Origin of the sequence: Agrobacterium tumefaciens, from assembly GCF_017726655.1 — a bacterium.
In the GTDB taxonomy this organism is placed as follows: domain Bacteria; phylum Pseudomonadota; class Alphaproteobacteria; order Rhizobiales; family Rhizobiaceae; genus Agrobacterium; species Agrobacterium tumefaciens_B.
This window is the reverse complement of sequence record NZ_CP072308.1, coordinates 2,798,090-2,821,737: the sequence shown is the minus strand read 5'-3', so window position 1 is coordinate 2,821,737 and position 23,648 is coordinate 2,798,090. Positions and strand designations below refer to the sequence as shown.

The 23,648-nt window shown below is 59.5% G+C and carries 20 protein-coding genes and 1 pseudogene; 10 read left to right on the top strand and 11 right to left on the bottom strand.

Going from position 1 to position 23,648, the window contains the following annotated elements; genetic code table 11:
* The first annotated feature begins 213 nt into the window (after positions 1-213).
* Positions 214-1,146, top strand: coding sequence for a ribose-phosphate pyrophosphokinase (locus AT6N2_RS13775; RefSeq protein ID WP_003522877.1), 933 nt, complete (start codon positions 214-216; stop codon positions 1,144-1,146).
* Between the two features lie 136 nt (positions 1,147-1,282).
* On the opposite strand, the gene AT6N2_RS13770 is transcribed toward AT6N2_RS13775, so the two are convergent.
* From AT6N2_RS13770 to AT6N2_RS13755, 4 genes are read right to left on the bottom strand one after another with little or no spacing between them, the layout of a single operon-like run.
* Positions 1,283-2,131, bottom strand: coding sequence for a phosphatase PAP2 family protein (locus tag AT6N2_RS13770; protein WP_209087460.1), 849 nt, complete (start codon positions 2,129-2,131; stop codon positions 1,283-1,285).
* Positions 2,121-3,629, bottom strand: coding sequence for an ArnT family glycosyltransferase (locus AT6N2_RS13765; RefSeq protein ID WP_233282453.1), 1,509 nt, complete (start codon positions 3,627-3,629; stop codon positions 2,121-2,123). Before AT6N2_RS13765 ends, AT6N2_RS13770 begins: the two co-directional genes overlap by 11 nt.
* The gene (locus AT6N2_RS13760) at positions 3,604-3,891 is read right to left on the bottom strand and encodes a lipid-A-disaccharide synthase N-terminal domain-containing protein (protein WP_209089722.1); all 288 of its coding nucleotides are present in this window, start codon (positions 3,889-3,891) and stop codon (positions 3,604-3,606) included. Before AT6N2_RS13760 ends, AT6N2_RS13765 begins: the two co-directional genes overlap by 26 nt.
* A gap of 20 nt (positions 3,892-3,911) precedes the next feature.
* Positions 3,912-4,751: a glycosyltransferase family 2 protein gene (locus tag AT6N2_RS13755; RefSeq protein WP_209089716.1), complete on the bottom strand. Its 840-nt coding sequence runs from the start codon at positions 4,749-4,751 to the stop codon at positions 3,912-3,914.
* A gap of 190 nt (positions 4,752-4,941) precedes the next feature.
* Here AT6N2_RS13755 and AT6N2_RS13750 point away from each other — a divergent pair, with 190 nt between their 5' ends.
* Positions 4,942-7,206, top strand: coding sequence for a methyl-accepting chemotaxis protein (locus AT6N2_RS13750; protein WP_144577247.1), 2,265 nt, complete (start codon positions 4,942-4,944; stop codon positions 7,204-7,206).
* Between the two features lie 138 nt (positions 7,207-7,344).
* On the opposite strand, the gene adh is transcribed toward AT6N2_RS13750, so the two are convergent.
* The 3 genes from adh to AT6N2_RS13735 form a co-directional block, all read right to left on the bottom strand.
* On the bottom strand, positions 7,345-8,862 hold the full coding sequence (adh, locus tag AT6N2_RS13745) for an aldehyde dehydrogenase (RefSeq protein ID WP_004442948.1): 1,518 nt from the start codon (positions 8,860-8,862) through the stop codon (positions 7,345-7,347).
* A gap of 174 nt (positions 8,863-9,036) precedes the next feature.
* Positions 9,037-9,996 (bottom strand): helix-turn-helix domain-containing protein, encoded by a 960-nt coding sequence (locus tag AT6N2_RS13740; RefSeq protein ID WP_063950676.1) that lies wholly within the window; start codon positions 9,994-9,996, stop codon positions 9,037-9,039.
* A 103-nt stretch (positions 9,997-10,099) separates the two neighbouring features.
* Complete coding sequence (locus AT6N2_RS13735) at positions 10,100-12,184, bottom strand: putative bifunctional diguanylate cyclase/phosphodiesterase (protein ID WP_209087458.1); 2,085 nt, start codon at positions 12,182-12,184, stop codon at positions 10,100-10,102.
* 303 nt (positions 12,185-12,487) lie between these two features.
* On the opposite strand from AT6N2_RS13735, the gene AT6N2_RS13730 reads away from it, so the two are divergent.
* From AT6N2_RS13730 to AT6N2_RS13710, 5 genes and pseudogenes are all read left to right on the top strand, one after another.
* Positions 12,488-13,099, top strand: a complete 612-nt coding sequence (locus AT6N2_RS13730; RefSeq protein WP_063950678.1) for a 50S ribosomal protein L25/general stress protein Ctc — start codon at positions 12,488-12,490, stop codon at positions 13,097-13,099.
* A 235-nt stretch (positions 13,100-13,334) separates the two neighbouring features.
* Positions 13,335-15,722, top strand: a complete 2,388-nt coding sequence (locus tag AT6N2_RS13725) for an EAL domain-containing protein (RefSeq protein WP_209087456.1) — start codon at positions 13,335-13,337, stop codon at positions 15,720-15,722.
* Between the two features lie 16 nt (positions 15,723-15,738).
* Positions 15,739-16,452: a substrate-binding periplasmic protein gene (locus tag AT6N2_RS13720; protein ID WP_209087454.1), complete on the top strand. Its 714-nt coding sequence runs from the start codon at positions 15,739-15,741 to the stop codon at positions 16,450-16,452.
* A gap of 87 nt (positions 16,453-16,539) precedes the next feature.
* Positions 16,540-17,256, top strand: a complete 717-nt coding sequence (gene pth, locus AT6N2_RS13715) for an aminoacyl-tRNA hydrolase (protein ID WP_209087452.1) — start codon at positions 16,540-16,542, stop codon at positions 17,254-17,256.
* 6 nt (positions 17,257-17,262) lie between these two features.
* Positions 17,263-17,714, top strand: a pseudogene (locus tag AT6N2_RS13710) (GNAT family N-acetyltransferase).
* 3 nt (positions 17,715-17,717) lie between these two features.
* Here AT6N2_RS13710 and clpS read toward each other — a convergent pair.
* On the bottom strand, positions 17,718-18,029 hold the full coding sequence (gene clpS / locus AT6N2_RS13705; RefSeq protein ID WP_006699463.1) for an ATP-dependent Clp protease adapter ClpS: 312 nt from the start codon (positions 18,027-18,029) through the stop codon (positions 17,718-17,720).
* A 241-nt stretch (positions 18,030-18,270) separates the two neighbouring features.
* On the opposite strand from clpS, the gene ychF reads away from it, so the two are divergent.
* From ychF to AT6N2_RS13690, 3 genes are all read left to right on the top strand, one after another.
* On the top strand, positions 18,271-19,374 hold the full coding sequence (ychF, locus tag AT6N2_RS13700; RefSeq protein WP_209087450.1) for a redox-regulated ATPase YchF: 1,104 nt from the start codon (positions 18,271-18,273) through the stop codon (positions 19,372-19,374).
* Between the two features lie 313 nt (positions 19,375-19,687).
* On the top strand, positions 19,688-20,161 hold the full coding sequence (locus tag AT6N2_RS13695; protein ID WP_209087448.1) for a MaoC family dehydratase: 474 nt from the start codon (positions 19,688-19,690) through the stop codon (positions 20,159-20,161).
* Positions 20,158-20,625 (top strand): MaoC family dehydratase, encoded by a 468-nt coding sequence (locus AT6N2_RS13690; RefSeq protein ID WP_209087446.1) that lies wholly within the window; start codon positions 20,158-20,160, stop codon positions 20,623-20,625. The genes AT6N2_RS13695 and AT6N2_RS13690 overlap by 4 nt, the downstream gene beginning before the upstream one ends.
* A 49-nt stretch (positions 20,626-20,674) precedes the next feature.
* On the opposite strand, the gene AT6N2_RS13685 is transcribed toward AT6N2_RS13690, so the two are convergent.
* From AT6N2_RS13685 to AT6N2_RS13675, 3 genes are all read right to left on the bottom strand, one after another.
* Entirely contained in the window at positions 20,675-21,217 is a 543-nt protein-coding gene (locus AT6N2_RS13685) for an adenine phosphoribosyltransferase (protein WP_209087444.1), read from the bottom strand.
* A 231-nt stretch (positions 21,218-21,448) separates the two neighbouring features.
* Positions 21,449-22,336, bottom strand: coding sequence for a cytochrome c1 (locus tag AT6N2_RS13680; protein ID WP_063950684.1), 888 nt, complete (start codon positions 22,334-22,336; stop codon positions 21,449-21,451).
* A 22-nt stretch (positions 22,337-22,358) separates the two neighbouring features.
* Positions 22,359-23,642 (bottom strand): cytochrome b, encoded by a 1,284-nt coding sequence (locus AT6N2_RS13675; RefSeq protein ID WP_063950685.1) that lies wholly within the window; start codon positions 23,640-23,642, stop codon positions 22,359-22,361.
* Positions 23,643-23,648 lie beyond the last annotated feature (6 nt).

Here is a 23,648-nt window from a genome sequence, read left to right as displayed (position 1 = left end):
AACACGGGAGAAGTCACAGAGATTTCAGGAAAATCATTGCGAAAGCGTGGAGTCCTCTTGCAATCGGAAGCAACAGCGCTATTAAGGCGCGCATGGCAACAAGGCGTATCCGGCAAGGCTTTTCGGCCGGATGTTCCTCCCCTTGAACGACGCTTGGTTACGGTGGATTGAGCCCCGTGGCGCAAGGCGATGGCATGGAAACAGGCGGCCGCAATGAAGGTTTTCGCAGGCAATTCGAACCGGCACCTTGCCGAAGCGATCTGCAAGTATCTTAATGTTCCTCTCGGAAATGCCACTGTAAAGCGGTTTGCTGACCAGGAAATATTCGTAGAAATCAGCGAGAACGTGCGCGGCGAGGACGTCTTTATCGTCCAGTCCACTTCCTTCCCGGCAAACGATCATCTGATGGAGCTTCTCATCATGATCGATGCCATGCGCCGGTCCTCGGCCAAACGAATTACGGCGGTGCTTCCCTATTTCGGTTACGCCCGCCAGGACCGCAAAGCAGGGCCCCGCACCCCGATTTCCGCCAAACTCGTTGCCAATCTCATTACCGAAGCCGGCGCCGACCGCGTCCTGACCCTCGATCTTCATGCCGGCCAGATCCAGGGCTTCTTCGATATCCCCACCGACAATCTCTTTGCAGCGCCCATTCTCGCCCGCGACGTGAAGGACCATTATGACACCAACAATGTCATGGTTGTTTCCCCTGACGTCGGCGGTGTGGTTCGCGCCCGCGCGCTCGCCAAGCGCCTCGACTGTCTTCTCGCCATCGTTGACAAGCGTCGTGACCGTCCCGGCGAATCCGAAGTCATGAACGTCATCGGTGACGTCTCGGGCAAGGATTGCATCCTCATCGACGATATCGTCGATTCCGGCGGCACTCTCTGCAACGCCGCCGAAGCGCTGCTGAAAAAAGGTGCGACCAGCGTTACCGCCTATATCACCCACGGCGTGCTCTCGGGCGGCGCGGTCGCGCGCGTCGCTTCCTCGAAGCTGCGCGAACTCGTCATCACCGACAGCATTCAGCCGACCACAGGCGTGCAATCCGCGCACAATATCCGCGTGGTCAGCACCGCCGGCCTGCTTGGCGAAGCGATCAACCGCACCGCGCAGGAACAGTCGGTTTCCGGCCTGTTCGACTGACGAACGCGGCAGATACGCCCCTTACTTCACTCTGTGTAATCGCCCGGCTTTATTTGCTGGGCGCGGCCTTTTAGTGCACCGTGATTGTATGAAATCTCACTCTCACCTTGCCTGTTGAAGCGGAACTTGCACGTCTTCACGATGGCGCCGCGCCCGCATCCGGTGGCCGTTGCAGGCGAGAGGCTCTGGCCTTTATCTTCGGCCACCAGCGTAAGAGACGCGCAACCACGGCATGGCGGCCATTGCGCCAGAGGCTCATTGCATCGGCAGAGACAGCATCACCGGTGAAAAGGTGACGGTGGCGGCTGATCGCCAGCGCTCGGTAAAGGAACAGTGTCGTCAGCGCCGAAAACAGGATGGACATCACCACGTCGCTGAGGAAATGCCCACCCGCCGCAATGCGCAATCCGGACATGAGGACGATCATGGCGGCGGCAAGGCCTCCCGCCACGAGTCGTCCGCGCCGTTCTAACCGCGGCCAGAGCAGCACGCAGAGCGGCAGAAAGAAACTGGCTATGAGCGCGGTTTCACCGGACGAAAAAGAGCAGTTCGAATAACATTGCGTACTAAACTGAAAGGGCGGCGTGAAAAGCTGATGTCCGCCAAACTCGGTCACGCTGAATGGGCGCGCACGGCCAATCATCGCCTTGAGAACACCGTTGACGAGGAGCCCGGCGCAAAGGATCACCGGCCCACAAAGGAAGGCCCACACCCGCCAGCCGGTTCGCTGCAGGGCGGCGAGCCGCAGATTGCCGACCAGCATCACGAAGGCCAGAAACGCCGCAAGCTCGACACCTTCGCGCAACGTGTCGCGAATCCGGTCTGGTACGGGTTCCAGCCCGGGCCATGGCTGGCCCACCGGCGAAAAGAACAGGGCGGAAAAACGAAGATCAATGGAGGGAAAGGTTGCAAACAGAATGACGAGCGCGAGCGCGACGAGCGTCACCCAGACGGTAATGCGCATGTGGGCGAGATCATTGTCCATTGGCATTCCCCGGAATGCATTGTAGCGGAAGCCGCCAGAGGCCAATCTCCCGGCCTTCGACGAAGCCAGGCCCTGCGGTCCAGCGCGCAACCGGCGCCTCACCGCCAAAACATGCAGGCAGGCTGTCGGCGATTGCCAGATACAGCGGATTCTTCGTCTCGCCGGCTTTGAGAGGATAAAGAAGTGCATAGTGGCTGGAAGGGACGCCCGTCTCGGGCAAGGCGCGTGGCAGCACCTTTTTCTCCTCCCGCAGCTGGTAAAAAAGCTCGGCCAGTATCGAGCGATCGTTTGCGACGATGGCATCCGCCCCCGCCTCGCGCGCCCGCGACAGGCCGGTCGACACCAGCTCGGAGCGACCGAGATACCGCGCCATCGCCAGTTCACCGTTCGGCAGGCGCAATCCTGTTCCGGCGATGGTCATCAGCGGCAACGCAATCGCAACAATGCTACCGAGGACTAGGGTCGAACCGATAAGCCAACGCCGTGACGCCAGAACCGGCACCGCAAGCAGCACGCCGGCCGCATAGGCCCCGACCGCCCAGTTGGCGAGTGCGCGCGACATCAGGCCCTGGGCCGTAATGAGAAGCACAATCGGCATCGAGAGAGCGACCAGCGCGCGGGCTTCCGCCGTCTTGGCGCGGATCGTCGCGACGATCATGCCGACAAAAACGAAGGGGCCGACAACGCCTGCCTGCGAGAAGAAGAACTCCAGAGCCGAGCCGACCTTAAGCTGGAGGCCGTGCCAATTTGCATTGTCGGCCGTGTGGCGTGCGGTCATAAAATCATGTGCAGCGTTCCACCACAGATTAGGTGCGATGACGACAAGACAGACCAGTGCCGCAAGGGCCGCATCACGCAGCCGGATGCGCCAGGCGTCGCAAAGCCAGCCTGCTGCGATGAAGCAGGGAAGGAAATAGATCATCGCATATTTCGACATGAGTCCGAGGCCGAAACAGAGGCCGAGACCGATACTCCAGGCGAGACCCGACCTGCCCTGGCTGCGGGCAAGCGCAAGATTGCGCACCGCCATCATCGACAGCACGATGAACAGCATCATCGGCGTATCGGTCGAGATCAGGAGACTGCCGAGCGTTACGGCCGGCAGCGTCAGATAGATCATGGCAGCCAGCGAGGCCAGCCGGACATCATAGATCATACGGCCCAGCACAAGAATGGCCGCAGCCGCAATACCATGCACGACAGGGGCGGCCAACCGCACCTGGAACGTGCCCTCGCCGCCCCCCAATATCGTTGCGGCACGGATGAGCCAGCCGATCAGGGGCGGCTTTGAATAGGCGCCAAGCGCCATCTCCCGGCCCCAGAGCCAATATTGCGCCTCATCCACGAAAAGATCCGTCCGATTGAAGGCCAGCGCTAAGAGCCGCAGCGCCGTTATGACAACGATCGCCGTAACTGCAAATGTCAGCCAGCTGCGCTGTTCGCTCGCCTGCACATGAGGCAGAGCCACGCCATCATGCATGCTGGCGGCGTTCTGCATGGATCAACCAGAGATTTCTGAAATAGATGAGAAGGCCGGATGCCTGGCCGATGACGAAGACCGGGTCGCGCCGCCAGACGGCATAGGACAACAGCACCAGACCGCCAAGAACGGAAAAATACCAGAAGGCCACGGGCATGACCGAACGATTTGCCCGCTCAGAGGAGATCCACTGAAGCAGGAAGCGGGCGGTGAACAGCATCTGGCCCATGAAGCCCGTGCAAACCCACAGAAACTCCTCCCAGCTGTTCACATGCAGCATGGACCATAAAGCCGGTACATTCACGGCGACGTCTCCGTTATGAAGGTTTCCGCCCAATTCGAGCGCTTTCGCCGACGCAGCAGCCACGCCACGCCGATGAGATCGTAAATACCGACAAGCGCGCGGCCGATATTGGTATAGTGGGAGTTGCCGTGCAGCCGCGGCCGATGCGTGACGTCGACATGGGCGACCTGCCAGCCATCGCGGCTAAAGAGTGCCGGGAAATAGCGGTGGTGATGATCGAAATAGGGCAAGGCGAGATAGGCGTCGCGCCGGAATGCTTTGAGGCCGCAGCCAGTATCGCGCGTGCCATCCTTCAGGATGCGGGCGCGCAGCTGATTTGCAAAGCGCGAGGACAGCCGCTTTGCAAGCGTATCCCGCCTGCCGACGCGTTGGCCGGCGACAAGGCCCAGCCGTTGCGGTGCGGTGGCTGAAAGAAGAGGCCCAAGAAGTGTTGGCAGATTGTCGGGCGGGTTCTGGCCGTCGCCATCGAGCATGCAGACGATCGGCGCTCGCGCTGCCTGAACACCACTGTGGATCGCCGCCGATTGGCCGCCCTGACGGTCATGCCGCACCAGCCGCAACATCGGGTAATCATCTGCGAGCGAAAGCACCGCTCCGACCGTGCCGTCGGAGGAAGCATCGTCCACGACCACAATTTCGAAATCGCCGACGGGCCTGCAGGCGGCAACGATCTCACCGACGAGCGTCTCGACACTCGCTTCTTCGTTGTGCATGGGCACGATCACGGCGAAATCCGGAATGGGTTTCACGCTGGCTCCGTCACATCCATCCGCATGGGCGCTGCAGACATTATTGCTGATAGCGGGGAAAGGAGCGCGGAAAGCTTGCATGAATATGAACAGCCGTTGAACTTCTTCCGATATGCGCCTGTTCCATTGCAGTTTTATAACGAGGCCGGCTCGGTGGCAGCGCGCTATTTCCTCACGCGTAACGGGAAAATAATCGTACAATTCACCACGCTTTTAACGTGACCGTAAGCAATTCTTGCAACGGTACGGGCATGTTCTTTTGGGGGGAGGAAACAGGATGCCGGGTGTGAATCCGACTGCTGTCAAAACTAAATCATTGTCCATCAAGGCAAAATTTGCAGCGCTTGTAACGGGCGCAACGCTCGTTTCCTGCCTGTCCGTGGGGCTGCTGTCCTATGAGATGGGCAAATCAGGACTGATCGACGCCAGCGAAATCAGGCTCGACACGGTTGCAGGAAACCAGTCCAAGCAACTCGACGCCTATACGCTGCGCGTCGAGCAGAGCATTTCCGAACTGTCGCAGAATGCCGCAATTGCGCAGGCGCTCGAAACGATGACGACTGTCGTGCCGACGGAAAAAGACGCCATCATCGAAGCGTTTCGCCGCGACGGTGTTTCGGAGGAAGAACGCGCCTCCTTCAATGGCGAGGGACTGCGACTGCTTTATGCCATTCGCCACGCGACCATCAACGCCGCGATTGCCAGCGTCTGGCGCAACACCCGCGTCAGCGACATCTACGTGATCGACAAGAATGGCCTCATCATTTACTCCGTGACCAAGGGAAAGAACTTCCTGACCAACGTGGCGGAACCGCAGAACGCGGCCCTCAAGGACCTTTTCCAGCGCATCGAAGCCGGTAAGGACGGCGTCATCAGTACCACTGGTTTCAGCGGCGGCGAGAATGATTCAGCCATGGTCGGCATGCCGCTCGCCGTCTCTAACTGGGGTCAGTTGCAGCGCAAGGGCGCCGTCGTCATGCGCATATCGGCGGATCGTATCGGCGCCGTCGTCACGCCAGAGGAGACCGGAAAATCCATCGATGACGCGGTCCTTCTGAGCACTGAAGGCAAACGCCGCGCCGGTGTGCTGTCCGGCGGCCCGGACGCCGCCGTTTCCAAAAATCTCGCGGCGCTGGCGGGCGCAAACGACGCCGGAATGGTGCTGGCCAAGACGTCTGCCGGCAACATTTTCTATGCCTACCGCCCCGTCACCGTCTTTGGCCAGAAGCATCTTCTGGCGATCGGCCAGCAGGAGAGCAAGGTTCTGGCAGCTGCCAATGATCTCGCTTTCTGGGCGACCGCCGCAACACTGGCGGTGCTGGCGATCATGACGCTGATTGGCATTTTCGTGTCCGCCAGCCTCACCAAACCGTTGACCGGGCTTGCCGGATTGATGGAACGCCTCAACGGCGGCGAGAACAACATCGAGATCAAGGCCGTTTCCCGCGGCGATGAAATCGGCACCATGGCGCGCGCGCTGGAATCCTTCCGCCAGGGCATTCTCGACAAGCAGCGTATGGAAGAAGAAGCCCATCGCAAGGGCGAAGAACTGGACGAGGAACGCGCCCAGCGCGAAATGGAAAAGGCGCGAAGCGCAAAGGAACTGGAAGAAGCGGTCGATGCACTGGCGACCGGTCTTGCCAATCTTGCCGCCGGCAGGCTCGATCTTCGCATCGAGAAATCCTTCGTGCCGTCGCTCGATCACCTGCGCATCGACTTCAACAATTCCATGGCCGGACTGGAAGCGACGATCGCCAATATCGGCGAAAGCGCGAACGCCATCCGTTCCGGCTCCGGCGAATTGAAGAGCGCATCGGAAGACCTGTCCCGGCGCACCGAACGTCAGGCCGCGGCCCTTGAAGAAGCGGCCGCCGCGCTCGCTGACATGACACAGGCTGTCAACGTTTCGCTATCGCGCTGCAATGTCGCCGTCGAGGCCACGGCGGGCACGATGCAGGACGCCCACAAGTCCACGGCAGTCGTTAAAGAAGCGATCGTCGCCATGGAGCGCATCGAGACCTCGTCGGCCAAAATCCGCCAGATCATCGACGTCATTGACCAGATTGCCTTCCAGACCAACCTTTTGGCGCTGAATGCAGGCGTGGAAGCCGCCCGTGCCGGGGAAGCCGGAAAGGGCTTTGCGGTCGTGGCGCAGGAGGTTCGCGAACTGGCCCAGAAATCGGCAGCCGCCGCCCGTGACATCACGACGCTGATCGCCACCTCCGCCGGCGATGTGGAAAGCGGCGTGGCGCTGGTGTTGAAGACCGGTGAAAGCCTCGAGCAAATCCAGAAGCGCATCCAGTCGGTCAACGACCAGATCGGGGAAATCGCCACGGCATCGCGCGAACAATCCGGCCGCCTCAGCGAGATCAACGCCTCCGTCAACGAACTTGACCATGTCACGCAGCAGAATGCCGCGATGGTGGAAGAAACGACGGCATCGGCCTTCTCGCTGGCAAGTGAAGCTGACGGCCTCACCGAACAGGTTGCCCAATTCTCGGTTGGTCATACCCGCCCGCAGGACCAGCGTTACGCAGCATAAGCTGCAACAAAAGGCCGGAGGTGAAATCCTCCAGCCTTTTGCTTTGCCTTAACTCCGATCCGGGTTCCCAGGAGCAGAAGCCCCTGGGAACACGCCGGCGACCTGGCACCATACCCTCGCCGGCTTCCGGGGAGGACCTCAGAAGAAGCCGACCTTGTTCGGGCTGTAAGAGACGAGCAGGTTTTTGGTCTGCTGGTAATGATCGAGCATCATCTTGTGGGTCTCGCGACCGATGCCGGACTGCTTGTAACCACCAAACGCAGCACCCGCCGGATAGACGTGATAGCAATTCGTCCACACGCGACCCGCTTCGATGCCCCGCCCGGCGCGGTAAGCGATATTGGTGTCACGGCTCCAGACGCCTGCGCCGAGACCGTAAACCGTGTCATTGGCGATTTCGAGCGCTTCCTCCACTGTCTTGAAGGTGGTGACAGAAACGACAGGACCGAAGATTTCCTCCTGGAAAATCCGCATCTTGTTGTTGCCCTCAAAAACGGTTGGCTGAATATAGTAACCGTCCTTCAGGTCGCCCGTCAGCGTCTTGCGATCACCGCCAGTCAAAACCTTTGCGCCTTCCTTCTTGCCGATCTCCAGATAGCTCATGATCTTGTCGAACTGTTCCTGCGAGGCCTGTGCGCCCAGCATCGTCGACGGGTTGAGCGGATCGTCCTGGCTGATGGCCTGCACGCGCTTGATCGCCTTTTCCATGAACCGGTCATAGATCGATTCATGCACCAGCGCGCGGGATGGGCAGGTGCAGACCTCCCCCTGGTTCAGTGCGAAGAAGGCAAAACCTTCGAGCGCCTTGTCGAGGAAGGCATCGTCCTCATTCATCACATCGGCAAAGAAGATGTTCGGCGATTTGCCGCCCAGCTCCAGCGTGATGTTGGTCACGTTGTCGGCCGCATACCGCATGATTTCCTTGCCGACCGAGGTAGAGCCGGTAAAGGCGATCTTGGCGATGCGGTTGCTCTGGGCCAGCGGCTTGCCAGCTTCAAGGCCGGTGCCGTTGACGATGTTGAGGACGCCGGGCGGCAGCAGATCTTCGATCAGCTCCATCACGATGAGAATGGAGGCCGGGGTCTGTTCGGCCGGCTTCAACACGACGCAATTGCCGGCAGCAAGCGCCGGTGCAAGTTTCCACGCGGCCATCAGGATCGGGAAGTTCCACGGGATGATCTGACCGACGACACCGAGTGGTTCATGGAAGTGATAGGCGACGGTATCGTTATCGATTTCGCCGATCGTGCCTTCCTGGGCGCGGATGCAGCCCGCGAAATAGCGGAAGTGATCGATCGCAAGCGGAATATCCGCATTGGTGGTTTCACGCAGCGGCTTGCCATTATCCCAGGTTTCAGCCCGGGCGATGAGGTCTAGATTGTCTTCGATCCGCTGGGCGATCTTGAGCAGGATGTTGGAACGCTCGGTTATGCTGGTCTTGCCCCATTTGTCGCGGGCCTTATGGGCCGCGTCCAGCGCGAACTCGATGTCGGCGGCATCCGAACGCGGCACTTCGCAAATCTTGTGGCCGGTCACCGGCGATAGGTTATCCATGTAGCGGCCGGATTTCGGCTCCACCCATTTGCCGCCGATGTAATTGCCGTATTTCAGCTTGAAGGGCGCTTCGCCCGCTTTCTGCTGAACCTGAATATTCATGATTTCATCCTCCCTGATGAAAACGATCCTGAGCGGACCGCATGGGAGGAAGGTGAGCCTAGATGATACGGTTCGGTAGAGGGGCGGCGCGGTTCCGCAGCGCACATTGTCTCACATCTGCGACAGAGCCGCCGTTCTCTGGCACATTCGGCCAGAGAACGGGGTCTGCAAAACTCAGTGGACGTCGAACTTCTTCATTTTGCGGTGAAGTGTCGCGCGGCTGATGCCGAGCAGCGAGGCAGCCTGCGTGACATTGCCGTTGGTGCGCGACAACACGCGGCGAAGCGCCGAGCGTTCCGCTTCCGCAAGGTCGGAACCGCTGTCATGGCGCTGTTCCTGCAGAATATCCGCAGCCGGCACACCCTGTGCGATCCTGATATCATCGAGCTTCAGCGCAAGGCGTGCGGCGCGGGTTGCGCCGAGCACGAGATCGTCCTGATCCACGGCAAGCAGCGAAAGCGCCGTTCCGAAGCCGCTCGGCACGACCACGATGCGCGCACCCGGAAAAGCACGGCGGAAGAGATTGCCTTCGATGCGTTGCGCCGCATCCTTCACCGCCTGGGTCACGAACGAGAAGGTCATCTCGTTGATGTCGTCGCGGCAGGTGGAAATATCAAGCGCGCCCGTCACCCGGCCGGTATGGTCGCGAATGGGCGCGGTGGTGCAGCAGAGTTCGGTATTTGAGGTGAAGAAATGCTGGTCGCGATAGACCACAACCGAACGCTCGTCGACGAGGGCCGTGCCGATACCGTTGGTGCCGACACTCTCCTCGCTCCACACGGCTCCCGACCAGAGGCCGAGCGAACGGAAATCGCGATCGTCTCCCGCGGCCCCACGCCGCTCCAGCGCGACGCCCTGCGCGTCCGTCAAAAGCAGGCAGCAGCCGGATTTGCCGACACTGTGGAAAATCCGGTCCAGCTCATCGGTACTTTCGGCAATCAGGCCGGCAGCGCTTTCACGGGCACGCCGAAATTCCGCCTCGCTCAAAAAAATCGGCTTGCGGTTTTCCTCTGGCGCGAGCCGGTGCTTGACCATGCAACGCCGCCACGAGGCGACAATCGGAGAACTTGCGGCGGCGGAACGATGGCGTGCGGTTTCATACACGCGTTCCGCATGGGCGATGTCTGTCGGCATGCGCTCCTCCCAAAGCTTTTGTGCGATGGTGCGCTGGAAGCGTCGACGTTTCAACTAAAAACTTTGCGGCCGGTGCGCAGCACCTGAGCGGGCGCGAAAGGGATTATCGTGCAGCCTTCAGATATCGCCGGTCAGAGACCGCTTCGGTTTCGTCCTCGGCAGACAGGAAAGTATCGTCCACGAGATTGGCGATGGAGGTGAGCGGACCGGGCTTGCCGAAGAAGAATCCCTGAACCTGCAGGCAACCCTCCCGCCGGAGAAACTCAACGTGAGCCATCGTCTCCACCCCTTCCGCCAGCACCGGAATATTGAGGCTATGCGCCAGAATGAGCGTCGAGCGAACGATCGCTTCGGACTGCGCATTGGTCGAGAGACCATCGATGAAAGCGCGGTCGATCTTGATCTTGTCGAACGGGAAGCTTTGCAGGGTCGAAAGTGAGGAGTAGCCCGTACCATAGTCATCCATGGCGATCTTGACACCGAGCGACTTGAGCTTGCGAATGGTAACAAGGGCGTGGCGATGGTCGGCAATGATGCTGCCTTCCGTGATTTCGAGCTCCAGCCGTTCCGGCGCAAGCCCGGTCTCGACGAGGATTTTCTCGACCTTGTCGGGGAACTCATTATCCGCGAGCTGCTGCGGCGCCACGTTAACGGCGATGGTGAGCGATTTTTTCCACCGCGCAGCCTGCGCGCAGGCTTCTCTGAGAACCCACTCGCCCAACTCAACGATGAAGCCGGTCTGTTCGGCAATGGGAATGAACTCGACCGGCGAAATCATGCCGCGTTCCGGATGTTTCCAGCGCAAGAGCGCCTCGAAACCGACGATGCTGCCACTCCTGGTATCGTTCTGCTGCTGGTAATAAAGCTCGAATTCGTTATTGGCGAGACCGCTGCGCATGGCGACGGCTAGCGCATTCCGCTCCCGCGCAGCCTCGTCCATGGATTTGTCATAGAAGCAGATCGTGTCCGAGATGCCGCTTTTTGCCCGGTACATGGCAACATCGGCCTGCGCCATCAGCGTGTCGGCATCGATGGAGCTGGAATTGCGCACCGATATGCCCACACTTGCGCCAACCGAAAATGTCTGGCCGTTCCACTCCACGGGTCTGCTGATCTGCTCGATCAGCCGTTGCGCGAATTCTGCACCGTCTGCCCTGACATAATAGGAATGCGTCATCGCCACGAATTCATCGCCGCCCATGCGCGCCAGGAATTCGCCATCCTTCAACACGGAACTCGCCCGGTCGGCGATGGCGCGCAGCACGGCGTCACCGGCCGCATGACCATGCACGTCGTTGATTTCCTTGAAGCGGTTGAGATCGATGGACAGAAGCGCCGTATGCGCGCCGAGCGAGATATGGCGGGTGCGGCGGTTGAGATGTTCGATGAAAGCCGCACGATTTGGGATACCGGTCAGCGGATCGTGCAGGGAGAGGTGGCGATAGCGCGCAACCGCCTGCTGCGTGGACTGGGCATCGATAACATAGGTCGAGAGTCCGAGCGCCAGAAGCAGCAGCGTCACGGCGATTGCGCCCCCGCCCATGATGGCCGGCGGCAGCAGATTTTCCGGAATGACGACGCGCGGGTCAAAGGCGAAGGACATGGAAGCCATGCCTGTATAGTGCATCGAGGCAATGGCCAGGATGAGAAATGTCACTCCGCCATATTGGCAGAAGCGGTTGAGTGGCCGGGCAATACGATTGACCGCGAGCGCGCCGAGCACCGCCCCCAGCACCAGCGAGGCGATGACGTAGGCCCGATCCCAGAAGATCATGCCCTGCACATTATAGGCCGCCATGCCGGTATAATGCATGGCCGCGATGCCGAGGCCAAGAACAACACCACCGGCCTCCACCATCACGCTACGCCCGCCATAGGCGGAAATGCCGAAACCCGCTGTTGTCGTGGAGATGGCAATCAGAAGCGAAAGACCCGTGAGATAAGGATCGTAGCCCACCTCGCCCGCCGCGACATAGCCCAGCATCGCCACGAAATGGGTGGTCCATATCGCCGCACCGCCATTGACGCCCGCCAGAAACAGCCAGTTGACCTTCTGCACCCCCGTCGCCAGGCGCGCTCTCGAAAAAAGCCGCATCGAAACGAAGCTTCCGAGCATGCAGACAACCACCGCTGCAACGGTATATCTGTAGTCGTGATCGACGGTAAGGCACTGGAGAACTTTGAGCATTGTCATCTACGCGATTGGAGTTGCGCATAGCCTTATCAGTTGCCAAGTTTTCACCCGGTTTATGTGCATGGATAAGCACATATTAAAAGTTGCAACAAGCGAGTGAATTAGATCATTCTAATAAAATTACAAGGCGGCAGCAGCCAAAACCCGGCCACTCTTGTCTTTGTCTGCCGTTTGTATTATAGCGCCCGCACCCGTGTAGACACCCTTGGAGGCAACGCGGGTGGGATGGTGCCTGGCGCCTCCCCAGTTCAGCGCCCGCGGGCATGAACTCTCCATATAACCTCGAAAGGAATTGCCATGAGCAAAGAATCGTATGAGCTCAAGGCCGAGGCGCGCGAACGAGTTGGTAAGGGGTCCTCTCGTGAACTTCGCCGCAACGGTTTGATTCCCGCTGTCATCTATGGTGACAAGCAGGCCCCCATTTCCATCGCGCTCTCGACCAACGAAGTCACCAAGCGTATCCACGCTGGCGGTTTCATGACGACGGTTGCGACGATCGACGTCGACGGCAAGAAGATCAAGGTTCTCCCGAAGGATTACCAGCTTGATCCGGTCCGCGACTTCACCATGCATGTCGACTTCCTGCGCGTCTCGGGCAACACGCTCGTCAACGTCGAAATTCCGGTTCACTTCGAAAACGAAGAAAAGTCGGACATCAAGATCGGCGGCGTTCTGAACATCGTTCGCCACACGGTGGAGTTCCACTGCCCGGCCAACGACATTCCGGAAGCCATCACGGTTGACCTCTCCGGCCTGAAGATCGGCGACAGCGTTCACATCTCGAACGTCAAGCTGCCGAAGAACATCACGCCTGTTATCGCTGACCGTGACTTCACGATCGCAACGATCGTTGCTCCGGCAGCTGGCGTTGAAGAAGAAGCCGCAGCTGAAGAAGCTTCCGAGGAATAATCAGCGGCCGCAAGGCTTGCAGATTATAAGATTGGGCCCGTTCCGGTTTCGGAACGGGCCTTTTAGTTTTTATGAACTTTAATTCCAGAAAGCTTGCCGCCCAGCCATGATGGGCGGGCCGTTTCAGCGTCGATTAACACTTCCGTGAAACGATACACTTGCGCTGCCGTGGAATCTCCAGACGGAAGAAAACGCGGCGCAGCAAGTCTGGGGCAAGGGGTAACTGCGATTTAACATGGCTCATTCCGTCGAAAGCCGCTTTATCGCGATTGTTTCCGGCGCACTTCTCACAGTGGTCGCACCGCTCTTTACGCTTTTGCTGACGCTTTCCTACCATGAAGCCATTCGCAGCCAGCGCAACCATCTCGAAATCCTCCTCTCCACCAATGCGCAGGCGCTTGCCCGGCCGCTGTGGGATCTGGATGACGACACCATCAACCAGATTACCGGCACCCTCGTTTCCGACCCCATGATCCGCATGGTCGAGGTCAAGGACACGTCCGGCCAGCTCGACATCATCCAGACCGCCGGCAGCGACATCATCCAGGAAGCCGCCTCGACGAGCCGTGAGGTCACCTACAAGACGACCAAGGGCGTCGTTACCGTGGGGCTGCTGACCGTTTATTACGACGACGTCGGCCTTTTGACCTCCCTGAGCCGCACCGAACTGGCTTTCATCACGATTTTCATCGTGGCCGTCGTCACCATCGTTATTGCAGCCATCGCCGGCAATCGCTTCATGGTGATCCGTCCGCTGATGCGGCTGGCGGCCGCGATAGAGGCGACACGGCGGCTGGGTTCTCGCCATCACGTCGACTGGCGTTCGAAGGACGAAATCGGCCGACTCGCGAAAAGCTTCAACGAAATGCAGTCCCAGCTCGAAAAGGAAGAGCTGGAAATCAAGAATGCCCACGCCCGCAAGACGGAAATCTACAACCGTACGCCGGCCATGCTGTTCTCGCTGGATAGTCATGACCGCATCGCCGCCGTCAGTGATTATTGGATACAGGCAACGGGCTACGACCGCAGCCGGATACTCGGCCTGAATTTTGCCGATCTTATCCACCCCGATGACCGGCTCCTGTTCCAGCAGCGCAGGACGGCGCACCCCTTGCCCGATGCGTCACACAACGGCATTACCGTGCGTTTTCGGTGCATGGATGGCAGCGTCATGGACGCGCTTGTCCTGGAAAAGGCCCTCCATTCCGGCGATGCGGCCCATCAGAGCACCTGTCTCTGCGTCATGACCGACGTCACCGAATTGCGCCAGTCGGAAAAGCGCAACCGCCAGCAGGCGATTTCCGACCATCTGACCGGCCTGTTCAACCGACAGGGCTTTGAGGGCATTCTCGATCTGCAAATCCGCGATGCGGACCAAAACGGCAGCGAACTCGCCTGCCTGTTCATCGATCTCGACCGCTTCAAAGCCATCAACGACAATCTCGGCCATGCCGCCGGTGATGCCGTGCTCAAACAGTTCACCGCAAAACTGGAGCCACTTTTGACGCCGCTCGACAGCGCATCGCGTCTGGGCGGCGACGAATTTGCTATACTGCTCGCCGGCGAAAAGGTGGAAGAGCGCGCGCGGCAGTTCTGCGAACGCATCGGCGCCATGCTCGATACACCCTTCGAGATCGACAATAACAGCATTCGCATCAGCGCCAGCATCGGCATGGCCGTCTATCCGTTGCACGCGTCAAGCGCCTCGGAACTCCTCCAAAATGCCGATATGGCGATGTATACCCGCAAACGCATGGGCAAGAACGGCTCGCAGGTCTTCGACAGCTCGATCATGGATCGTGCCCGCGAACATGCGGAGTTGGAGCGCGATATTGCCCAGGCGCTGTCCGACGATTGGTTCGAGGCTTATTTCCAGCCGATACAGAACCTTGGCACTGGCCGCACGACAGGTTTCGAGGCGCTGCTGCGTCTCAATCATCCGGAAAAAGGGTTGCTTTCCCCGGCGACCATCGTCCGTCTTGCAGAAGAAAACGGCACTATTCAGCGTATCGGCAATGTCATCCTCGATCAGGCGATCGCCAATCTCGCGAGGCTTTCGCACCTGCCCGGCATGGAGCAGACCTATGTCGCCGTCAATGTTTCGCCGCTGCAATTCGAACCGGGCCTACCGACACGCATCGCGGGTGTCCTTCACCGCCACGGCATCGTTCCCGCCCGCCTTGTGATCGAGATCACCGAAGCGGTCATCATGAAAAACGATCCGCAGATCCGGGCGATCCTCAATGCCATCCATCAGCTCGGTTGCCGCATCGCGCTCGACGACTTCGGAACGGGTTACTCGTCGCTGAGCTATCTCAGCCGCTTCCCGGTCGATATCGTCAAGATCGATCAATCCTTTACCCGTTCTATCTGCGACGACGGACCGGAAATCCGGCAACGCAGCCGCATGCTGGTCGAAGGTATCGCGGCCATCTCGCACAAGATGAACTGCACCGTCATCGCAGAGGGCATCGAAACCGAGGAGCAGAAGCAACTTCTGACCGAGATTGGCGCGGATTTTGGCCAGGGTTACCTCTTCGCCCGGCCGCAGCCTCTCGATAAGCTGATCGCCGGTCTGGGTGAGATCACCGATCAAAATCGCATTGCCGCCCGGCAAGCCTGAAACATTGGGGAATGTCATGAGATTGATCCGCACCTGCCTGATCTTTCTTGCTCTCACCACGCCGGCAAACGCAGACAAACTGTTTCTGACAACCGAGGTCTACCCGCCTTATAATGTCCAGGCCAGTGATGGCAGTGTGCGCGGCGTCTATTTCGATCAGCTGAAGATCGTGCTCGAGCAGACAAAAACGGATTACGAGGTTACGGTCATGCCTTGGGCGCGGGCCATCGCATTGGCAACGACCCAACCGATGCACTGCGTTTTCGCCACCGCAAGGACGCCGGAACGGGAAAACCTGTTCAAATGGGTTGCCCCCATTCACACCGATCGCAACGTGCTTGTCGCCCGCCGCAAGGCAAACATCCAGGCTGCCACTCTCGAGGACGCGAAAAAATATCGCGTCGGAACCCAGCGTGGAGATTACACCGAAGCCCTTCTGCAAAAGCTCGGCTTCCCGCAGGTGGATGTCGGCGCGGATTTCGAAATCACCTTCCACAAGCTGGCAGCCGGCCGCATCGATCTGATGCCCATGTCTGAAAGCACGTTAAAAAGCCTGCCCGCCGACACCTTCAGCGAGGTGATAACGCTTGCGCGACAACAGCTCGGGCTCGCCTGCAACAAGAGCGTCCCGGACGAGATCATTGCCAGATTGCAGACGCGACTAGACCAGTTGATCGCCGATGGAACGCAGCAGAAAATCTTCGACCGCTACGATCTCATCAGCCCCTGATACCTTTCGCAGGCACAAAAAGATTGACAGCCGGCGGTTTTCGGGATGGTGACAACACCATCATCAGGCAAAACGCGGACAAGCCCCATGAAGATCATCGCAGGACTTGGTAATCCCGGCGCGCAATACGCCGGAAACCGTCATAACATCGGCTTCATGGCTGTCGATGCGTTGCAGCGCCTGCCCTCCTTTGCGCCCTGGTCTCGGAAATTCAAGGCGGAGATCTCCGAGGGCGACATCGCCGGCGAAAAAATCCTGCTGATGAAGCCGCTGACCTACATGAACCTTTCCGGTGAATCGGTTGGCGAAGCCATGCGCTTCTACAAGCTTTCGCCCGCGGATATCATCGCCATCCATGACGAACTGGACTTGCCGGCCGGCCGCGCCCGCATCAAGACGGGTGGCGGGCATGGCGGCCATAATGGCCTGAAATCCCTCGACGCCCATTGCGGCAAGGAGTACCGCCGCCTGCGCCTCGGCATAGGACATCCCGGCGACAAGGAACGGGTGCACGGCCATGTGCTCGGCGATTTTGCCAAGGCCGACAAGACATGGCTGGAGCCGCTGCTCGACGCGATCGCCGACAACGCCTCCATGCTGGTGAAGGCTGAGGATTCCCAGCTGATGAACAAGCTGGCGCTGGCCACGGGCAGCAAGCCCGAAGCCGAGAAGCCGGCCAAGGCAGCCAGGCCCGCTGCGCAGTCCCATATCCATCAGGCGCGTAACAGCGCCCAGCCGAAAACGCTGCCGGAAACCGGGCCGATGGCCGAGATGCTGAAGCGCATGTTCGGCAAGAAGGATTGAGGATCAATGTCACCTGACACCGTCGTCTTGCGAGAGGCGGAGCGCGACGACCTCGCTGAATTGCTTGAACTTTATCGTACGCTCAATCCGGCCGACCGAGACATGTCGGCAGAAGAAGCGGATACGGCGTTCGCCGCCATCCTGGCCCAGCCGGGGCTCTCCATTTTTCTTGCGACCGACGGCGAGGACGCGGTCGCCACGGCCACGCTACAGATCGTTCCAAACCTCACGCGCGCCGCCCGTCCCTATGCCCTTACCGAAAACGTGGTGACGCGCGAAAACCGTCGCGGCCGAGGTTACGGGCGCGCAGTCGTGCGCCATGCCGTCGAGGCGGCCTTTGCGGCGAACTGCTACAAGGTCATGCTGCTCACCGGCAGGCAGATCCCGAGGTTCACGCCTTTTACGAAAGCTGCGGCTTCGTGCAGAACAAGACGGGGTTTCAGATCCGGCAGGAGTGACGTTCACTCTTCCGGCTCGGTGGTGAACATCAGCGGAAATCCCGCCTCCTTGCCAAGGTCGGTCGCCTCCTTGGCTTTCGTCTCGGCGATATCCCGCTCACAGACGACAACCACCGCGCTGCCGAAGCGATGCGCCGTCATCATCACCCGGTGACCGGCCTCCTCGCTCATGCGGAAGACGGCCTTCAGCACGACGGTCACGAATTCACGCGGCGTGTAGTCGTCGTTCAGCAGAATGACCTTATAGAGCTTTGGCCGCTCCAGCTTCGGCTTGACCTTTGGTTTTGGTTTGAGATCGACAGGACTGTCACTCATCATGGCCGCTCGTGCCTGCCGTTCATCGCGGTTGCTCATGGGAAAACCCCGTTGATGACGAAAGATCGATCGCTTGACCCGCTCATATTGCGCCGCAACCGCGGCATCGGCAACCCTGCCCGAAATTCCGCGCCATTAAAGGGGCTTTGCCCGCACAAATCGGCCCGCGGGCTTGACCTTGCCCTGCCGTTTCCGCAAAAGGCTCCTCAACGAATTCTTTCAAACGGACAGGTTTCAAGCCATGGGCTTCAAATGCGGTATCGTTGGATTGCCAAATGTCGGCAAGTCCACTCTCTTCAACGCGCTGACAAAAACAGCCGCGGCGCAGGCCGCCAACTATCCCTTCTGCACCATCGAGCCGAATACGGGCGAAGTGGCGGTTCCGGATGCGCGCATGAAAATCCTTGCCGACATCGCCGGCTCAAAGGAAATCATCCCCACCCGCATCTCCTTCGTCGATATCGCCGGCCTGGTGCGCGGCGCCTCCAAGGGTGAAGGCCTCGGCAACCAGTTTCTCGCCAACATTCGCGAAGTCGATGCCGTCGTGCACGTCCTGCGCTGCTTCGAGGATGATGACATCACGCACGTCGAAGGCCGCATCAACCCGGTCGCCGACGCCGAAACGATCGAGACCGAGCTGATGCTCTCCGACCTCGAAAGCCTCGAGCGCCGCACGGAACAGACCCGCAAGCGCGCCACCGGGAAGGATAAGGAATCGCTGGCGCAGCTGCCGCTGATGGAAGCATCGCTGAAGCTTCTCCACGAAGGCAAGCCGGTCCGCACCCTGCTCTCCACGCTCGATGCCGAAGAGCTGCGCATCCTTCAGGGCCTCAACCTCCTGACGGCGCACCCGGTCCTCTATGTCTGCAACGTCGCAGAAGGCGATGCAGTCGATGGCAATGAGCACACCCGCGCCGTCGCAGACATGGCCAAGGCCCAGGGTGCCGAGACCGTCATCATCTCCGCTGCAATCGAATCCGAGGTCGCACAGCTTCCCGACGAAGAGGCGAAGGAATTCCTCTCCGCCCTTGGCCTCGAAGAAGCGGGCCTCGACCGCCTGATCCGTGCCGGTTACAAGCTGCTCGATCTCATCACCTATTTCACCGTCGGCCCGAAGGAATGCCGCGCCTGGACCATCGAGCGCGGCACCAAGGCCCCGCAGGCGGCCGGTGTCATCCACTCCGATTTCGAACGCGGCTTCATCCGCGCCAACACCATCGCCTATAACGACTATGTCGCCTTCAAGGGCGAAGTCGGCGCGAAGGAAGCTGGCAAGGCCCGTGACGAAGGCAAGGAATATGTGGTTCAGGACGGCGACGTCATCCACTTCCGCTTCAACACCTGAGCAGGCCTCTTCGCGGGAAAGGCCGGTCGCCTCCCTGGTGTACCAAAGAACGGTAACATTGCCGCCTGTCTCTTCTACCCCGGGGAGAGATACTGGGCCACAAGGGTCGGATGAGAGGACAAGCTCTCCTGATATAATGACCCCCCCTCATCCCGCTGCCGCGACCTTCTCCCCCTCGGGGAGAAGGCGACAAGTAGCATTCGTCCGCTCCAGCCTCTCCCAAAAGAAGCTACCCGCACCCATATTTGACCTTTACGTAAAGGGAAAAATCCTCTTAGATGCGTCGACTTTGACTGTGCGAAGGGAGGAAACCATGGCGCCGGTCGTGACCTATGCTTACGAGGATTTCACCGTAGGGCGGGAATTTCCGCTTGGCCCGCAATCGCTTTCGGCAGAGCAGATCATCGCTTTCGCCAGCGAGTTTGACCCCCAGCCCATGCATCTCTCCGAGGAAGCAGGCCGCCAGAGCATTCTTGGCGGGCTGGCTGCTTCGGGCTGGCATACCTGTAGCCTTTTAATGCGGATGATGGCCGACAGCTATATCTCTGATTCGACGTCACAGGGCAGCCCCGGCATCGATTATGTCGACTGGAAGAAGCCGGTTCTGGCCGGGGACACGCTTTCGGGCAAATCGATCGTGCTGGAACAGCGCCCTTCCGCCTCACGCCCGGGCATCGGCCTCGTAAAACTTCGTCACGAGCTTTACAACCAGCATGGCGTCCTGGTCTCGCATGGCGAAAACACCGTCATGTTTCTGATGCGCAAAAATGGGGGAATGGCGGCATGAGGCTCGCAGAACTTTCCCCGATCGGCGTGCGCGTCACCCTCGACACGCTGCATTTTTCCGCCGAAGACATTGTTCGCTTCGCCCGCGATTTCGATCCACAACCGTTTCACCTCGATGCTGAAGCCGCCAAACACAGCGTTCTGGGCGGCCTGTGTGCCTCTGGCTGGCACACGGGCGCGGGATGGATGAAAAGCTTTCTGTCGCACTGGGCAAAAGAGGTGAAGAGGCTGAAACTGGAAGGCCTCGAACCGCCGAAGCTCGGCCCATCGCCGGGTTTCCGCGATCTGAAATGGAAAAAGCCCGTCTACGCCGGCGACGACGTTACCTATTTCGTCACACTGCTCGATGCCCGTCCGCTCGAATCCAGACCCGGGATATGGCTCAACACGACGTTCAACGAAGGCGTGAACCAGTCTGGCGAAACAGTGCTGACTTTTCAGAGCAGCGTTCTGGAGTTCGAATGAGGCGAGGCCGTGAAGGGAATGGCTTTGCCATTGCCTATTTCGGCTGCCTTCAGTGACCCGAAAACTCCACAAGCGTGCGCACGTCCACGCCAAGGTCTTCCAGCTTTTTGCGGCCGCCGAGATCGGGCAGATCGATCACGAAACAGGCGGAAACAATCTCGGCGCCCATCTGCCGCAAGAGCTTCACCGCGCCTTCGGCGGTGCCGCCGGTCGCAATCAAATCATCGACCAGGATAACCTTTTCACCCGGCTGTACCGCATCGACATGCATTTCCATCTCATCGACGCCGTATTCAAGACTGTAGGCCACGCGGACGGTGGTATGCGGCAGCTTGCCCTTCTTGCGGATGGGCACGAATCCAGCCGATAGCTGATGGGCCACAGCGCCGCCGAGAATAAAGCCACGCGCCTCCATGCCGGCGATCTTGTCGATCTTCGTCCCGGCGTAAGGCTGTACGAGTTCATCCACCGCCCGGCGGAACGCCCGCGGATTTCCCAGCAGCGTGGTAATATCGCGGAAGATAATGCCCGACTTCGGATAGTCGGGAATGGAGCGGATGGCAGCGGAAAGCTCCGAAGCAATGACGGTCATGGCATGTCCAGTTGATTGGGAAAAATCGATGAGAAGATTTCGCCCACCCTATCAATTTGAGGGCGGTTGACCAACTAAAAAGGAAAAATCGCCCTTTTCCCGCCGCGATCTGACAGCAGCGGCTGCGCTTGAGCGAGCGATCGCGCCGCTATCCAGCCAAGTATCAAGCATGAAAAAGCCCCCACGGAAACCGTGAGGGCCTAGAGAGTCCGGTTGCCATTGGCAGGCCGATCAATGTTCCTTGTTGGCGTAGACCGACTTTTTAGTGAGATAGATCAGCGCCGTGAAGATGAACAGGAACACCATGACCATAAAGCCGGTGCGTTTGCGCTCTTCCAGATGCGGTTCTGCGGCCCACATCAGGAACGCTGCCACATCCTTCGAATACTGGTCCACCGTCTGCGGCGTTCCGTCATCGTACGTCACCTGATCCGCGCTGATGGGCGGCGCCATCTTCAACGCAACTGCACTGACAAAGTACGGGTTGAAATGCGTGCCTTCGGCCACTTCAACACCAGCCGGCGGATCCTGATAGCCGGTCAGCAGCGCGTGGATGTAGTCCGGGCCGCCTTCCTGGTAACCACCGATGATCGGGATCATGTCGATGATGAATTGCGGGAAACCGCGCTCCACGCCGCGCGCCTTTGCAAGCAGCGACATGTCGGGCGGCGCAGCCCCGCCATTGGCGGCGGCCGCCGCTTCATGGTTCGGGAATGGCGAAGGGAAATGGTCCGATGGCACCGCCTTGCGGTTATACATTTCGCCGTCGGCATTCGGGCCGTCCTGCACTTCGTATTCAGCAGCGAAAGCCTTGACCTGCTCGTCCGAGTAACCGAGGTCACCCAGCGTGCGGAAGGAGACCAGGCTCATGGAATGGCAGGCCGAGCAGACTTCCTTATAGACCTTCAGGCCGCGTTGCAGCTGACCCTTGTCGTATTTGCCGAAGGGACCGGCAAAAGACCAGCTCTGCTCCTCGGGCTTGATCACCGGGAAATGGCCGCCGGCAATCGCATGTTCCGTCTTGGTGGCGAGGTCATGGCTCTCCTCCGCCGCCGAAGCGACGGTGAAGGAACAGCCGATGGCGGCGAAAAGCGCGATGCTTGTTACAAGCTTCTTCATTGTCGTCATCCTTCCTTCGCGCTCAGACCTGGGCTGCCGCTGGCGCGGCACCCGTCTTGGCGGCGTTCTTTTCAAGAACGGCCTCGGTAATCGAATTCGGGATACGCCGGGGCGTTTCGACCAGACCGAGGATCGGCATGATGACGAGGAAGAAGCCGAAGTAATAAAGCGTGCCGATCTGCGACATGATGACGTAGGTGCCTTCCGCCGGGCGCGAGCCCAGCCAGCCGAGCATGATGGCATTCACCACGAAGACCCAGAAGAACATCTTGTACCAGGGACGATAAACAGCGGAGCGAACCTTCGACGTATCGAGCCAGGGCAGGAAGAACAGCACAACGATCGCGCCGAACATCACGAGAACGCCACCCAGCTTGGAATCGATGACCCAGATGTTGAAGGTGATGGCGCGCAGCATGGCGTAGAACGGCAGGAAGTACCATTCCGGAACGATATGCGCCGGCGTCTTCAAGGGATCGGCCATGATGTAGTTATCAGGGTGACCGAGGAAATTCGGCATGTAGAACACGAACCAGGCATAACCGATGAGGAACACGGAAACGCCAAGCGCGTCCTTCAGCGTCGCATAGGGCGTGAAGGGAACGGTATCGGTCTTGCTCTTGACTTCAACGCCGGTCGGGTTCGTCTGGCCGGTAACGTGCAGCGCCCAAATGTGCAGGATAACGACGCCCGCGATCATGAAGGGCAGCAGGTAGTGAAGCGCGAAGAAACGGTTCAGCGTCGGCTGGTCCACGGCAAAGCCGCCGAGCAGGAACTGCTGGATCCACTCACCGATGGCCGGAAACGCCGTGAAGAAGCCGGTGATGACGGTCGCGCCCCAGAAGGACATCTGGCCCCAGGGCAGAACGTAGCCCATGAAGCCAGTCGCCATCATCAGCAGGAAGATCACGCAGCCGAGAATCCAGAGGATTTCACGGGGCGCCTTGTAGGAGCCGTAATAAAGGCCACGGGCAATGTGCAGGTAAACCGCGATGAAGAAGAACGACGCACCGTTGGCATGCATGTAACGCAGCAGCCAGCCATGGTTGACGTCGCGCATGATCTTTTCGACGGAATTGAACGCAACCGTCGTTTCGGCCGCATAATGCATGGCCAGCACGACGCCGGTGAGGATCTGCACGATCAGCATGACGGAAAGCATCGCGCCAAAAGTGTAAGCGTAGTTCAGGTTACGCGGGACAGGGTAGGCGACGAAGCTGTCATAGATCATGCGCGGCAAGGGAAGCCGCGAATCGATCCACCTCTCGATGCCGGTGGACGGCTGATAACTGGAATGACCACTCATGAATAT